Consider the following 15,501-nt stretch of genomic DNA (forward strand, 5'->3'; position numbering starts at 1 on the left):
AGGTTAAATCTTATCTCAAGAAAGTTATACACGAACTAAGAAATGGGGATGAACACAATGACACATGCGTTTATTGGTAAAATAATTAAGCAAGGGAATCGCCATTTTATTGCTGTTCCTTTTAATGTTTGGGAAACATGTGGTCAAAAAGGGAACGTTCAAGTTCAAGTGACTATTGATAATTGTGTTTTTGAATGTAAGTTGGTTCCTAAAGGAAAAGGCTTTTATTATATTCCCATTACAAAATCAATATTAACTGCCATCGATAGGGAAACCAATGTAGATGTTTCTTTCAGAATAATCACAGGACTAACGCGAATTCGTCAGAACAGTCCTTATACAAAAGAAAATCCGATTCAAACAATGAAGACTATTCAAAAAATAGCTTATCCTAAAGCGGGTTACTGTGGTCAGCAATGCATCGCTATGCTTACGGGATTGCGTGTCGAGGATATCGTCGAAATCATGCATGCAAAAGCGTGGCAATGTTCTTTTTCTAAATTGGTAGAAACATTGGATTATTTTGGGATTTCTTACGAGGATAAGGTTATGTACACAAGGGGTAAACCCGTCGAATTGCCCAAGTGCTGCATTGTGACGATCCGAGATGAAAGAATAAACCACTTTGCTTTATATTATAAGGGAGAATTTTACGAAGATACAACTTACGAAGCAAGCGATATTATCAGCTATTTAAAAATCAATGTTGAGTAGGACAGGTGTATATTTTATTGATAATATTTATAAGTAAAAAAGAGTTTATAGAAATATGTACAATTTCTTCTAAACTCTTTTTGTTTTTATGAATATTTGCGAGTGAAAATCTTCAGTGAAGTAAAATAACTGACGATCAAGCAAAGTATCGTGATTAGACAAGCTATGAGCATTAATACAGTGGAACTTAAAGTTAACACTTGCTTGATATCAAAACCAAGGAAGGTAACGACATAACCAATAATGGAAAGAAGCAAGATGACCATATAAACAAACGTTCCTTTTTTTGCTCCCAGTAAAATATATCCGACACTATTGATAGAAATCATCATTGTGCCGATCAATAGACCAATTCCCCATAGAAGAAGACCAAATTCTAAACTAACGGATTTAATCACATAAATATGGATAAAAGTATAAATCAGCCCAAACAGCATATGGATTCCAAAATAGATGAATGAGGTAATATATTTAGCTAAAATAATCTCAGCTTTTGTAACAGGCAGTGAAATAACAGTTTTGTCAAAATTAGTACGTTCCTCTTTTTCCATGACCACTTGGATAAAAACACTTCCGCCAATTGGGTAAGATAAAATAATAATCAATGCTAATCCATATAAGTTTTGAAAGAAAAATCCTATTGGAATGACCATTAATAAATTAAGAATGAGTGTGGCCAGCTGACCTTTTTGTTTTAAAACAAATAAATCTTTGTAAATTAATGCTTTCAAAGTTTTGTCCCCCTTACATACATCAGCATGATGTCTTCAATTGTTGCTTTATCAATAACAAGATCTTTATAGATTTTTTGGAAATCTTGTCTGTTTTCCACTAATACTTTATATTCAAAATCCTCTTTTTTATAAGCTAATATTTCATCTTCAGGCAGAGTTTCAAATATCTTTTGTCCACATCGAATAAGACCATATTGACTGTGAATATCATCGTAGGTTTTGGTGAATAAGATTTCCCCATTATGGATAAAGGTAATATAATCGGCAATCTTATCTAAATCACTGGTGATGTGGGAAGACATCAATATGCCATGTTCTTCATCCATGATAAACTCTTGCAGGATTTCTAAAATCTCATCCCTAACGATAGGATCGAGCCCACTGGTTGCTTCATCTAAAATCAGCAGTTTAGGGTGGTATGACAGCTCTGCGGCAAAACATAGTTTCATCTTCATTCCCTTGGAATATTGGGAAATAGTTTTATTTTTAGGTAATGAAAAGCGATCAATATATTCAAGATATTTTTCTTGGTCCCAATGATCATAGACAAGACTCATCATTTTACCAAGATCTGAATATTTAAACTTTTCATTATAATGACAGCTGTCATAAATGATGCCAATATCCTGTTTTAATGTTTTTTCATGCTCTCTAAGATTTTGACCAAAGACATATATTTCACCACTGTCTTCTTTTAATAATCCCTCTATGATATTAATAATAGTCGATTTACCTGCTCCGTTTTCACCAATCAGACCTACAATCATTCCTTTTGGAACAGTAATCGATACATTTTTTAATTGAAAATCATCAAATTGTTTATTGATATTTTTTAATTCAAGAATTGAGTCCATGTTAATCCTCCTTATATAATAATGTAATGGTATCAATTAATTGAGATAGTGGAATGCCATTCATTTTCGCAGCTTCGACTAACTCCTCTGCCTTTGCTTCCAGTATTCTCAGTTGTTCTTCACGTACAAAATCTTTATTTTGAAGAGAAACAAAGGTGCCTTTTCCGGCAACTGTTTCAATAAAGCCATCTCGGGCTAAATCTTCGTAAGCATGTTGGGAAGTAATCACACTGATATGCAAAGATTTGGCTAAGCCGCGAATAGATGGCAAAGTATCTCCGGGTTTTAATGTTCCATTCATAATCATGGCTTTGATTTGGGAAACGATTTGTTCATAAATTGGTTTATTTGAACTGTTGCTTAATATGATCTCCACATTTTTCCTCCTAACTGTACTTACTGTACATATACAGTATAGTCTGTACATGTACAGTTGTCAATCCCTCAATAGTAAATTCTGCATAAAATAAAAATCAACTACTATGAAGCAGTTGATTTTATCTGGCTAAACCCGGTGAACTCAATGATCTTGGACGTGTAAATTAACATATAGAATATAGGGAGTACCGAGTGGAAACGTGATTGCTTATATTTTCTACTTGTATTATAAGAGGATTTTATGTATAAGCTTCATTATTTTCAAAGGATGAAACGTATTGTCAGAATCTTTTCACTTTTAAAGTTTAGATAAGGTGAATGAATGGAAAAAATAGTTGCATCGTTAATCTGTGAATTTGGTTTCACAGTTTGAATAAGTTATGCTATAATGGTAAATGATTTCGATAAAGAGGGAGAAATTATGATTAAAATCATTGTGGCAATGGATAAAAATAATTTGATTGGCAGTACTCAGGGAAGAATGGGGATGCCATGGCATAACGCCGAGGATCTTTTGCATTTTAAAGAGACCACTTGGAAACAAACGATTTTGATGGGAAGAAAAACGTTTGAAGCGATTGGCAGAGCATTGCCGGAAAGAAAAACGATTGTTGTCAGCAAAAGAAACCGGATTGAAGATCCTGCTGTTGAGATTTGTGAAGATTTAGACTCTTTATTGAAAGAATATGCGGATGATCAAGATATTTATATTTGCGGAGGAGCGTCCGTTTATCAGCAAACCCTTGATTTAGCCAAAGAGCTAATTGTTTCTTATATACCCGGAGAATATACAGGAAATGCCTATTTTCCAAAGATTAAAGAAGATCAGTTTATGTGTATAGAAGAAGTGAAAAAAGAAACGTTCATTTTAAAAAAGTATAGGAGGATCAAATAGAATGAAAAGAATAGCACTCATTGTATTACGATTATTTTGGAAAATACCGTATTACTTATTCCAATTGAAGCGATTGCAGAAAGTAGATAAGTTTCCAATAGAAGAAAGATATGGCTTTATAAATAAGTTTTTAACCGATGTGGCAAGAGCGGGGAGAGTTCAAATCGTGTGTACAGGATTAGAGAACCTGCCTAAAGAAGATGGTTATTTGATGGCACCCAATCATCAGGGGTTATTTGATCCGGTAATTATTGCGATCACGCATAAAAGACCGACAACTGCAGTTATTAAAAAAGAATTGTTAAAGGCTCCGATCGTGAAGCAGATTGCGGTGATCGATCAAGCACAGGCTATGGATCGTAATGATATCCGTGGGTCAGTTAAAATTATCAGACAGGTTACAAAAGAATTAAAAGAAGGACGTACTTATTTTATTTTTCCTGAAGGTACACGTTCTCGTGAGGGAAATAAGATGGGAGAATTCAAGGGCGGAACATTTAAGACTGCGGTAGAAGCAAAAAAACCCATCGTTCCGGTTGCTTGTATTGACTGCTATAAACCGTTTGATGCTAATACGATTGCGAAAGTAACGGCACAAGTGCATTATTTGAAACCTATCTATCCGGAAGAATATGCAGAAATGTCAACAGTGGATATCGCAAAATTAGTACAATCAAGAATTCAAGAGAAAATGGATGAGGTATTGGGAGAATAGGAGCATCTTTCTCCTTTTTTCATATATATAACTATAACATCATTTGAAAAAATGAGTGAAACATGGTTAAATGACAAACAAGGAGAGATCTATGTGGAAAAGAGTCTTGTCAAAAAGATCTTGGAGACCGATCCGGCAGCTAAAAACAGATTGAATGTAGTATTAAATTATCCCGGGGTTCATGCGTTATTTTTTTATCGTATCGCCCATACTTTGTGGAAAGGACACCTGAGAATACTGGCTCGTTTTATCAGTCAGCTGGCTCGCTTTATGACTGGCATTGAAATTCATCCGGGAGCAAAAATCGGGAAACGTTTATTTATTGATCACGGACATGGTGTAGTCATCGGTGAAACAACAGTAATCGGTAATGACTGCACTTTATATCAAGGGGTTACATTGGGTGGTGTCGGGACAGGACCGTTGATGATGAAACGTCATCCGACCTTAAAGGATCGAGTCATGGTGAGTGCCGGTGCTAAAGTCATCGGGAATATTACGATTGGCAATGATTCCATTGTAGGAGCACAGGCAGTGGTTTTAAAAAATGTTCCTCCTAACTGCACAGTTGTGGGAATCCCGGCGAGCATTGTGAAAAAAGACGGAGAAAGAATGAGGGAAGAATCAAAATGAAGAAGTGGACAATAGCTTGTTTAATACTTATTGGAATATTGATTTTGGTAAAGACAAATATCATTTTACCATTAGATAAACAAATCTATGATTATGTCTCATTACTTCAATCCCCTAAAACCAATCAGCTAATCATCAATATTACTAATTTGGGGTCAGGAACTTTTTATGGGATTATTTGTGTTCTTCTCATTGTCTTTAAAAGAAGACTGGGGCTCGTTCTGACCTTAAACAGCAGTTTTGGTTTTTTAATGAATTACACTTTAAAAAATATTGTTCAGCGACCACGACCAATAGATCGTTTAGCCGTTGAAACAGGATTCAGTTTCCCAAGTTCCCATACTACCTGTTCAGTCATGTTTTATGGGATGCTGGGGATTATGTTTGCTCACAGCAACCTGAAATATAAAAAAGCGTTCAGTTATGCCTCATGGGCAATGATTCCCATTATTGCGTTTACACGGGTTTATCTGCATGTTCATTATTTCAGTGATGTATTGGCGGGGGCCGTATTTGGTGGTATATTATTAGCAGTGATGTATGAAAAAGTATTTAAGAAAATGCTAGACTACTAGCAAAGAGGTGAAGAGATTGTCTAAAGAGAAATTTAAACATTATTTAGAGTGGTTTTTATTAGCTGCGGCAGTGATTGTATTCTATAAGACTTTTGATAGTTTACATATTATTTATGATGTCTTTAAAATGATATTAACGATATTAACGCCGTTTATTGTCGGCGGTGCTTTAGCGTATTTCTTGTATCCAATTTGTAAGAAAGTGGAAGGGATACTTGAAAAGACAAAGAAACCTTGGGTGATTGAAAGACGCTTATCTTTGAGTGTATTTATAACTTATTTCGCCTTTTTGCTTCTATTAGCGATTTTATTATTATATCTGATTCCACTCACTATCAATAATGTGATGGACTTTATCAGTAAATCAGGACAGTATGTCGAACAGTTTGATCAGTTGGTAACCTCCACATTCAGTGATCCTAAACTTGTTTCTTTCCTACAATCTACGTTTAATAATTTTCAAATTCCATTTGACCGTTTATTAAACTTTGATGTTTTAAAATATGCTCAGGGAGCCATTAATACGGCTGGGGTCTTGTTATCTTGGGTGATGGGAATCGTCATTTGCCCTTATGTACTTTTTGAAAGAAGAAATTTAATGCGTATATTTGATCAAGTGATGGGAATGTTTATTGATCAAAAAAAGATTTCTTTGATTCATTACTATGTACGTAAAGTTCATATTATCTTTTCTAATTTTATTTATGGAAAAGCTGTTGATTCCTTAATTATAGGGATTATTGCTTATATTGGGTTTTCCTTACTGAACTTAAAATTTGCATTCATGTTGGCTTTAATTATTATGGTGACTAATATGATACCTTACTTTGGCCCCTTCATTGGAGGAATACCGGTTGTGATTATCACCTTGATTGTCATGAATCCGATCACTGCAATTTGGGTTGCACTCTTTATCTTTGCCCTGCAACAATTTGATGGATTGATCTTGGGACCGGCAATCTTAGGAGATTCAGTGGGCATCAGTCCTTTTTGGATTATCTTTGCGATTACGTTATTTGGTGGATTATTTGGTTTTTTAGGAATGTTTTTAGGTGTTCCGCTGATTGCGGTCATCCGCATGATTATATTAGAAGTACGAGATTATCAGGCGAATCCTTCTAAACAAAAACTCATCGATGATGAATAATAGTGAAGCCTTCGTTTTTAAGCGAAGGTTTTTTATTATTTATAAGATTTACTGGATAGAAAGATAAAATAAATTATCATCTGAAAGCTGTTTAGTGAGACTAATTTTATTTCAAATGGAATATATCTAGTGTATACTAGAATTAGAGTAGAAACTTAAAGAGGGAAAAAGCGTGAATATAATAAAAGATCAAGATGTAATCATTATTTTAAAGACAATGTTGAACAGACTGGATGATCGTTTAGTGGATCATGGAGAACGCGTTGCTTACTTGTGTTTAGAGCTTATGCGTTACATGAATGTTTCAGAGGAAGAATATCTGCATGTCGCTAAACTTGCACTGCTGCATGATATCGGAGCCTATAAAACTGAAGAGGTCGATGCCTTGCTTAGCTTTGAGAGTGAAGATGTTTGGGAGCATGCGATTTATGGTTATTTATTTTTGACTAAGATGTCCCCATTGAAAAAGAATGCGGATTGTGTATTATATCACCATATGTCCTATGAAAGATTGATGGAAACGGATTGTTCAAATAAGAAGATCGCAGCCTTGATCCATTTATGTGACCGCATAGATGTTTCTATAAAACGGGGAGCATCACTTCCATCTATTCTTCATCAGGAAGGACAATTTGATCCGATACAAGTTAAGGCTTTTGAAGAATTAAATCATGATAACCGCTTAATACAAAGATTAGAAAATAAATCTTATCAAGATAAAATGAATGATCTTTATCAAACTATTTATTTAGGTGAAGACGAACGCAAAGGCTATCTTGAAATGCTTGCTTACTCGATTGACTTTAGAAGTGAATTCACGGTTCTGCATACGATTACCACTACGGCGATTGCTATTGAATTGGGCAAACAATATCAATTAAGTTCAGAAGAACTCGATAAATTATTTTATGCCGCCTTACTTCATGATATTGGCAAAGGAGCAATTCCAATCAGTATCTTAGAAAAGCAGGGGAAACTTAATGACGAAGAAACAAAATGGATGCAGCGTCATGTATCGATTACCGAAGAGATTTTAAATGGATATATTCAAACAGATGTACTTCATATGGCAGCGCGTCATCACGAAAAACTAGATGGGAGCGGGTATCCGCATCAATTAACGGATAAAGAGCTGACCTTAGGAGATCGCATTGTAGCCATTGCGGATATCCTCAGTGCTTTATTAGGAAAACGAAGCTACAAGGAAAAATTCTCTATCACAAAAGCTATTTCCATTATTGAGGAGATGGCGGAGAATGAGAAAATTGATCGGGAGATTGTTCGTGTATTTGCTGATCATCATGAAGACATAATGATTCAGGTTGAACAGAATACAAAAAAGATGAATCAATTATATGGGGATATGCTGGAGCATTACCAAGAACTTAAAACAATGTATTGGATGAACAGTGTAAAAGTGTAATTTATTTTTATAAAATTATATATTGTATAAAAAGAGCCATACAAGTTAAATAGAGTTTATTAAGCAATCGAAAGACGTTATAAAAAAGTTATTGTATGAATCAATAACTTTTTTGCTAGTAACCTCAAAACTTAATTCATTACTGTAAGAAGTAATTTAAAGGTACATCTATACTATTGCTTTATGAATGATATTATATCGAGGTGAGCATTAATGACTAGAATACGATTTATCAGATAACATATTAAACTGCAAGGAAACGGAAATATTTACTTCATTCTATTCTTTATTTTGCATATTTTGTAAATGGCAGCAAAGTTGCATTTTAAAATAAAAAATGCTAGAATGGTAGAGTCTTTAAAAATGTCGCTATAGCTCAGCTGGATAGAGCGACCGCCTCCTAAGCGGTAGGTCGGAGGTTCAAATCCTCTTAGTGACGCCAAAAATTCCGCCGAAAACGTTGATTTTTCAAGGTTTTCGGCGTTTCTTATTTTTACGAGAGAAATTGCACTCGTAGCAATGTGCGATTAGCAAGAGCATCTTTCTGCTAATTTTTTCTTCCTCAAATATAATCGAACTATATATTTTGGTCAGCGATTAGCTTACTAATTTAAAAGGCGAAAGTTCCTCATTTTACCCGGTGTTTTCTAACATTATCTGCTCCTGCTGTTGAAGATGTACAGGAGAAAAAAACATCTAAAGCGGCACAGTCCAACCAAGAAATATGTCTTGCTAATCACCTGCAAAAAGGAGCGTTTAAAATACCTTAAAACCAGCAAGGAAGCGGAGGTACGAGATAACACCTTAACCTTGTGAAAAGTGAGTAAATATAGGGATTATTTAAACTTATAAGGGAACTGTTTAGCCCCTGCAGTGCTGCTCCTAAGCGGAAGACCAGCGGTTCGGTAAAAAAATATTGCTTTTTAATATAGTACATGTTATTTATATAAATATATCTGAACGGTTTGTGAGGATGATTGTTATTGCCATGAAATGATAAATGGGAGAACAGATATGCATTATGTTACAAAGGGAAGTATTTTCTCAAAAGTAGAAAGGGACAGAGATGATAAAAAAGAGAAGAATAAATAAGATATTGTTATTATGTATATGTCTGGGTTGGGGCTGGATCCAGACCGGGGCATACCAGGTGCAGGCTGCTAATATTGCTTCAGTCAGTTATGATGTTTCCACGGATTCGGTGAATTTGACAAATACCAATGAGACAGTCAGTATTACCGGAACAAGCGAGGAACAGAATACAACTGTTATATTAGACCAGCCAACGCTCCACTTAAATAATGTAAACATTCAAGAGTCAAACAAGAATGTCATGTCTGGGGCGGATAATTCTAATATAAGTAAGCCAGCTTATTATGATGAGATTCCGGAAGAGCCTATGAACAAAACTGTACAAATAGCAGTGTCTGACAATGTGAATGGCAGGGAGTTTAAGCTGAATCATTCGGCAGCTATTGTAAAGAATAAGGTTCCTCAGGTGGAGAGTATGACTGTAGATATAAAAGGAGAGGTAGAGTCAGAAGAAATATTTACGATTACGTTAACCGGAACACAAATGGAGGCTTTTCAAAACGGAACTTTAATGGCTATCATGGAAATTCCAAAAAGCAATGTGACGTCACAGGCAACATTTAAACGTGTAAATGATAATCAGTGGAAAGCCAGTTTAAAAGCTCTGATGAACCGAACGGATCAAACGCAGACATACCAGGTTCGTATCTCTGCACTGTCGAAGGACAATGAAAGTTATGACTATGATTTCCATGCAAATGCGTTTGTAGATTCCAGCAGTGCGGATTTTGACAGTTGTATGACACCTGTATTCGTGAAGCCTAATTTGGATACTCCTTCATTTTCATTAAAGAATGGAGCGTTAAAGATTTCTAAAAATGTGGACGGTACAATCCAGGTCGAACAGCCGAATAGACAGGCAGTCACTCTTTTGCAAAAGAAATTGGCCATTTCAGATGGGACAACATTGGATTCATGGAAAATTCTTTATGGAGACGATGGCTATAAAGAACAGCCATTGGTCGAGATTGGTGAGGGGGTAGAGGTTGAGATTGTCCTGGATGGTGATGTTTTGCAAAGAATGCCGGGTTATAAAGCAAATACCATTGAGAGTCAAGGTGATGTTGTGCTGAAACTGGACACAGCAGCCCGCTCAATTATATATGGAGATATTGATTTGGGAAAAAATAGTATATTAAAGGTGGGTGTAGTGGAGGTCGATGGATACGTCACAGCTGATCAGGTAAAAGTAGAAACATCAGGGGTTTTTCTCGTCGGGGATACACTGACTGCCAGGCAAATAGTCACTGATCAGGCAGTCATCTATGCGGATAGTTTAAAAGTGGCAGATTCTGCTGTTTTTAATGAAAGTTTAGTGCACTTTCAAAATATCAGCAATTCCGTGCTGCCGACTTTAAATTATTCCATCTTTGGTGTTCAAAACGGATTTAACGAAGTTTTAAAAGATTCGGACAATCAGACGTTAAAGGAGACGGATATCACTCTCCCACTGCTGATGTCACATGGAGATTATCCATTCCCGGCTTTAAAAGAGGTGATTTTCTCCGCAAATCAGGGAGAAAACTGGCATACAGTAGATCTCAGTGAAAAAAATGTCGACTATGATATTTTTAAATATTTTTTTATGTCAGATATCCCTGTACTCTATGTGCAGGAGGACATCTCCGCTGTTCTTGTGAAGATTGCAAACAGGATCTATCAGTATGATATCGACGGAAAGGCATTTGAGAATGAATTGATTCTTCATTTGGATAAAAATGAATTGGCTTCCCAGGGAACTACGCCGCAGGTGGAACTGGGATTGCAGAATAAGGGAACTGTAGATTTGCCCTATGTCAATTACCAACTATCCGGGCAGGATGGGGACAAGATGCAGATATTGGAAAAGGCCAGTCGTTCAATGATGATGAACATTGCGGCCGGAGACCAGAAGAATGTGGCAGTTGGATTAAAAGAGGGGATGAACGCTGGGACGTACAAGGCAGAAATGGAGGTTTCTATTGGAGATTTAAATCTATATAAGATACCAGTTACCTTAACAAAACAGGAGAAGCAGCCCGAAACAACTGATCCATCGGGAGGAATAGACAGTCATCCCGAAACAACTGAACCGTCGGGAGGAACAAACAGTCAGCCCGGCACCGATGTGGACAAGCAAACGGATAAACAGTCCGGTTTGGATTCATTAGGAAATCCTGCAGGTGGAAATACAAAAAATGGGAATGTGAAGTCTGGTGATACGGCTCCTGTTAGTCTGTACTTTAGCACTCTTGTTGCATCAATTGCTGTAATAGGCGTGGTGGGGTGTTTTGTTTTATAAGAAAAAAGCTAAGAAATAAAAGGTAATCATTTGAAAACTATGTATAATTAATATCAGCATAGATTCTAAGGAGGTATATTGGTGTGACCTCCCATAAGCTTGAGGTGGTTAGAGAGAGCAAAGTGCCGGAAACATTGAATTTCCGGCACTCTTTCTTTAGCAGCTTTAGCTTACAGTAAAAAATTCCCAATGATAAGCAGTGATTTATTTATTGTTATTACGGAAATGTTTTGGTGAAGAACCATATACTCCTTTAAATGTAGGGGAAGAGTGTAACTGATTACTATAGACTACAACATTACCGATTTCATTTATGGAAAGTTCAGTGGTAATAATTAGCTGCGCGGCTTTTGAGATTTGATTAGATACTCTTGTGACCTTGTCCCAGGATATCCTTAAAAAGCTTGAGTAAATGATTGCGATGTATGTTACACTGAGCAGCAATAGACTCTACAGAAATATCATTCATAAAATTTTTTCTATATATAAAAGGGCAGTCTGCATAAGAGAGAAGAGAACAGATGGCAGATACTTTTGGGGAACAGCAATCCGTGTATTCATGGAAATTGGCCGCCGCGGACAGATTGCTGAAAGGAAAACGTGACTGTGTGTCACTACGGGAAAAAGAAGCAGAGATACGCAAAGACCTAAAGGATGATATAAACGCTTTGCTAACTTTACGCCAAACATCACACCACATATCCTGTGCCACATGTTCTGTAGCCATTTAGCGAATAAGAACATGAACCCAATGCGCTTGCAGTATATCATGGGTCATTCTAATATCAATATTACGCTGAATCTAAACGCCATGTGTCACTGGATGGTGTAAAGACTGAAATGGTAAATCTGATAGCGTAATAATTTACCACTTATTTACTACTTTCCAAAGATAAAACATGAGAATTTATGAAAAGAAACGTGAAGTATCTACCGATAGTAAAAATGCCCGTAAATTCTGTAGAATAAAACTTTGCGGACATATACGAATTTATGAAAAGATAATCAGAAACCTATTTTAAGGTTAATTAATCTTATTATACTTCTTATCGTTAAAGAAACAGAATCAATTTTACCATTCTTATTCTTACTTATACTTTTTATGATAAGAAAAAGGTGGCCATTTTATCTTCTAATTGATAGGGTATATAATAACAAGTTTCTATTTATTTATAGTAGCCATTAGAAATTCATTTATTTAGAAAGTAAAACATAAATTAGTTAAGAAAAATGGTATAATGGGATTACATCTGATTGTTTTAAAAAATCAAGGGATTTATCAGTAATAGGAGAGTGATTTTGGTGAAAAGAAAATTGTCGAAAATGCGAGTTGCAGCAGTTCCGTTTGTTTTATGTATTGCCTTAATATTAAGTGGAATACTGTCGGTTCAATCAATCAATAATTTGCAAGGAAATGCACGCATTATTAATTATACCGGAATCGTTCGTGGAGCTACTCAAAGATTAATCAAAAAGGAACTGAATTATAATCCCGATGATAGTTTAATGGAACGTATTGATGATATTTTAGTTGGGCTTGATGAAGGCAGTAAAGAATTGAATTTAATTAAACTTAATGCAGAGGAATTTCAATCTTTGCTTTTGCAAATGCAGACAGAATGGGAAGAAATAAAAACGGAGATTGCATTATATCGCCAGCAGGAAACATCAGGTGAGCGTTTATTTAATTTAAGTGAAGACTTTTTTAATTTGGCAGATGAAACGGTTATGGCCGCTGAAGTTTATACTGAAAAAGTGGTAATGAATGCACGGAACCAATTATTTTATATGAATGGTATTTTTATCTTATTGGCAGGGTTATGTACCGTGTATGCTTTTATGCAAGAAAAACGTCGTATTCAGCTGAATGCCGCGGAAGAAGAAAATCGCAAAAAAGGAGAGCAGCTTTCACAGCGATTTCAGGAATTATTAGTTCCTATGAATGAGATTACCGAATTATTATATGTCTCTGATATCGAAACAAATGAACTCTTATTTGCCAATGAAATGGGGAAAAAGACCTTTCATATTACAGATGATGCGCATTTAAAATGTTATAAGGCATTGCAGGGATTAGATGCGCCTTGTCCGTTTTGCACTACCCAACATTTAAAAGAGGGAGAAACGTATACGTGGGAGCATACTAATTTAATTACGCATCGCCATTATTTATTAAAGGATCGTCTCATGGAATGGAATGGACGTCCGGCAAGAATGGAGATCGCTTTTGATATCACGGATGCAGCTAATGAAAAAAATGAATTGAAAAATAGATTAGAACGAGATAATGTTCTTGTTGAATGTATTCGGGAATTTTATCGTAATCAGGATATGCTGGATGCATCGTCGCATGTATTAAAAAGAATCGGTGAATTGTTTTCAGCCGATCGTGCTTACATTTTCTCTTTTCATGGAGAGGCTATATCCAATATTGCAGAGTGGTGTCAAGAGGAAATTGAACCCCAGATAGAACACCTGCAAAACCTGCCTAAATCAGAATTCCAAATCTGGCTGAATATGTTTGATCATCAACAGAATATAGTGATTCATGATCTAAATGATATTAAAGAGATGTCCTATGAATATGCATTTCTTGCACAGCAGGGAATTCAAAATGTGATTATGGTGCCATTGGAACGTGATGGACAGTTAGACGGCTGCATTGGATTAGATAACCCTGAGCATAAACTTATGGAAAATGCGGTCACATTTTTAGAAACGCTTCGCTATTACATTATGCTGGCAATGCGAAGAGAAGAAGATGAAAAAGCACTGTATCACTTAAGCTATGTAGATACGCTGACTTCTTTTTATAATCGAAATCGCTATATCCAAGATATTAACCGGCTGAAAGAAAAAGAAGAATCTGTGGGGGTTATTTATTTAGATGTAAATGGATTAAAAGAAATCAATGATCGATTTGGACATGATGCCGGAGATGCCCTATTGAAAAAATGTGCAAAAATAATTCAAAAGAGTATTATAAACGGATCTTTTTATCGCATTGGCGGTGATGAGTTTATTATTATCTGTTTGGGAATAGAAGAAGAATCGTTTAAGGAACACCTTTACGGGTTAAAAAATAATTTATCTCATGAGGAATGCACTGCTGCGATTGGTTATAAATGGGAAAACAACTGTCATCATATTCAAAAAATCATTAATCAGGCAGATGAATTTATGTATACCGATAAAAAAGAGTTTTATCACCGTCATCTTGAAACAGGACGTTATCGTCATCAAAATGATGTGCTGGATTATTTGTCTGATCCGTCTTTACTCAAAGATAAAATTGCCAATAAAAAGTTCCAAGTATACTTACAGGCAAAGCTTGATGTTGAGACACATGCTTTAGTAGGTGCAGAAGCTTTAGTTCGCTATTTAGATGATGATGGAATGATTCAGCCACCGGATCGTTTTATTCCCGTGTTAGAAAATACGTATCAAATCAGTAAAATAGATTTTTATGTTTTTGAAACAATCTGTGCTCAATTACAGACGTGGCAAAAGCAAGGAAAACAACTGTTTCCAATATCAAGTAACTTTTCACGTATTACATTTATGGAAGAAAACTTGCTGGAAAAATTGGAAACGATCATTCAAAAATATGGGATTTCCAAACAATATTTAGAAGTAGAGATTACAGAAAGTACCTGTTCATCGAATTGTAAAGGGTTAACAGATCAAATCAATCAAATCAGAGAAGCCGGATTCTTAGTTTCAGTCGATGATTTTGGGGCTGAAAGTTCAAATCTCGCACTATTGGCAACGGCCCAATTTGATATTTTAAAGATAGATCAAGGTTTTGTTAAAGATATTGTGTCGAATACTTATGCACAATCGATTGTAGAAGCTATGGTAGGCGTGTGCAATAAAAGAGGGATTCATCTGATTGCAGAAGGAGTAGAAAATGAAGAACAGTTTGAAGTTTTAAAAAACTGTGGGGTTAAAACCGTGCAGGGGTTCCTTTTTAGTAAGCCGATCCCTATGAAACAGTATGAATGGCGTTATCTAAATACTAAATAATAATGTACGATTGTCAATGAAACTGCCCGATATA

At 35.6% G+C, this 15,501-nt stretch carries 13 protein-coding genes, 1 tRNA gene and 1 pseudogene; 12 read left to right on the top strand and 3 right to left on the bottom strand.

Annotated features, from left to right (window positions below):
• Window positions 1–57 precede the first annotated feature (57 nt).
• Window positions 58–714 (top strand): DUF1905 domain-containing protein, encoded by a 657-nt coding sequence (locus tag BN1225_RS02560; protein ID WP_082029250.1) that lies wholly within the window; start codon window positions 58–60, stop codon window positions 712–714.
• Between the two features lie 86 nt (window positions 715–800).
• On the opposite strand, the gene BN1225_RS02565 is transcribed toward BN1225_RS02560, so the two are convergent.
• From BN1225_RS02565 to BN1225_RS02575, 3 genes are read right to left on the bottom strand one after another with little or no spacing between them, the layout of a single operon-like run.
• On the bottom strand, window positions 801–1,445 hold the full coding sequence (locus tag BN1225_RS02565) for an ABC-2 transporter permease (RefSeq protein WP_041138258.1): 645 nt from the start codon (window positions 1,443–1,445) through the stop codon (window positions 801–803).
• On the bottom strand, window positions 1,442–2,302 hold the full coding sequence (locus tag BN1225_RS02570; RefSeq protein ID WP_041138259.1) for an ABC transporter ATP-binding protein: 861 nt from the start codon (window positions 2,300–2,302) through the stop codon (window positions 1,442–1,444). Before BN1225_RS02570 ends, BN1225_RS02565 begins: the two co-directional genes overlap by 4 nt.
• A 1-nt stretch (window position 2,303) precedes the next feature.
• The gene (locus BN1225_RS02575; RefSeq protein ID WP_041138260.1) at window positions 2,304–2,678 is read right to left on the bottom strand and encodes a GntR family transcriptional regulator; all 375 of its coding nucleotides are present in this window, start codon (window positions 2,676–2,678) and stop codon (window positions 2,304–2,306) included.
• Between the two features lie 423 nt (window positions 2,679–3,101).
• On the opposite strand from BN1225_RS02575, the gene BN1225_RS02580 reads away from it, so the two are divergent.
• The 11 genes and pseudogenes from BN1225_RS02580 (at window position 3,102) to BN1225_RS02625 (ending at window position 15,467) form a co-directional block, all read left to right on the top strand.
• Window positions 3,102–3,575, top strand: coding sequence for a dihydrofolate reductase (locus BN1225_RS02580; RefSeq protein ID WP_041138261.1), 474 nt, complete (start codon window positions 3,102–3,104; stop codon window positions 3,573–3,575).
• 1 nt (window position 3,576) lies between these two features.
• Window positions 3,577–4,290 carry a lysophospholipid acyltransferase family protein gene (locus BN1225_RS02585; RefSeq protein ID WP_041138262.1) on the top strand — a complete coding sequence of 238 codons (714 nt, stop codon included), beginning with the start codon at window positions 3,577–3,579 and terminating at the stop codon, window positions 4,288–4,290.
• Between the two features lie 93 nt (window positions 4,291–4,383).
• Complete coding sequence (gene cysE / locus BN1225_RS02590) at window positions 4,384–4,923, top strand: serine O-acetyltransferase (RefSeq protein ID WP_041138263.1); 540 nt, start codon at window positions 4,384–4,386, stop codon at window positions 4,921–4,923.
• On the top strand, window positions 4,920–5,498 hold the full coding sequence (locus BN1225_RS02595) for a phosphatase PAP2 family protein (protein WP_052466266.1): 579 nt from the start codon (window positions 4,920–4,922) through the stop codon (window positions 5,496–5,498). The genes cysE and BN1225_RS02595 overlap by 4 nt, the downstream gene beginning before the upstream one ends.
• Window positions 5,499–5,514: 16 nt before the next feature.
• On the top strand, window positions 5,515–6,645 hold the full coding sequence (locus BN1225_RS02600; protein WP_041138264.1) for an AI-2E family transporter: 1,131 nt from the start codon (window positions 5,515–5,517) through the stop codon (window positions 6,643–6,645).
• A gap of 172 nt (window positions 6,646–6,817) precedes the next feature.
• Entirely contained in the window at window positions 6,818–8,068 is a 1,251-nt protein-coding gene (locus BN1225_RS02605) for an HD domain-containing phosphohydrolase (RefSeq protein WP_052466270.1), read from the top strand.
• A gap of 365 nt (window positions 8,069–8,433) precedes the next feature.
• A tRNA-Arg gene (locus BN1225_RS02610) sits at window positions 8,434–8,510 on the top strand.
• A gap of 708 nt (window positions 8,511–9,218) precedes the next feature.
• A complete protein-coding gene (locus tag BN1225_RS02615) occupies window positions 9,219–11,441 on the top strand; it encodes a hypothetical protein (protein WP_147585164.1) in 2,223 nt (740 codons plus the stop codon).
• Between the two features lie 521 nt (window positions 11,442–11,962).
• The gene (locus BN1225_RS15140) at window positions 11,963–12,172 is read left to right on the top strand and encodes an integrase DNA-binding domain-containing protein (protein ID WP_041138266.1); all 210 of its coding nucleotides are present in this window, start codon (window positions 11,963–11,965) and stop codon (window positions 12,170–12,172) included.
• Window positions 12,115–12,302 (top strand): annotated as a pseudogene (locus BN1225_RS14695) (tyrosine-type recombinase/integrase); the annotation flags it as partial. The gene BN1225_RS15140 and the pseudogene BN1225_RS14695, both read left to right, overlap by 58 nt.
• A gap of 441 nt (window positions 12,303–12,743) precedes the next feature.
• Window positions 12,744–15,467 carry a sensor domain-containing diguanylate cyclase gene (locus BN1225_RS02625; protein ID WP_041138480.1) on the top strand — a complete coding sequence of 908 codons (2,724 nt, stop codon included), beginning with the start codon at window positions 12,744–12,746 and terminating at the stop codon, window positions 15,465–15,467.
• Window positions 15,468–15,501 lie beyond the last annotated feature (34 nt).

Origin of the sequence: Beduini massiliensis (genome assembly GCF_000829905.1) — a bacterium.
Lineage (GTDB): Bacteria > Bacillota_I > Bacilli_A > Erysipelotrichales > Coprobacillaceae > Beduini > Beduini massiliensis.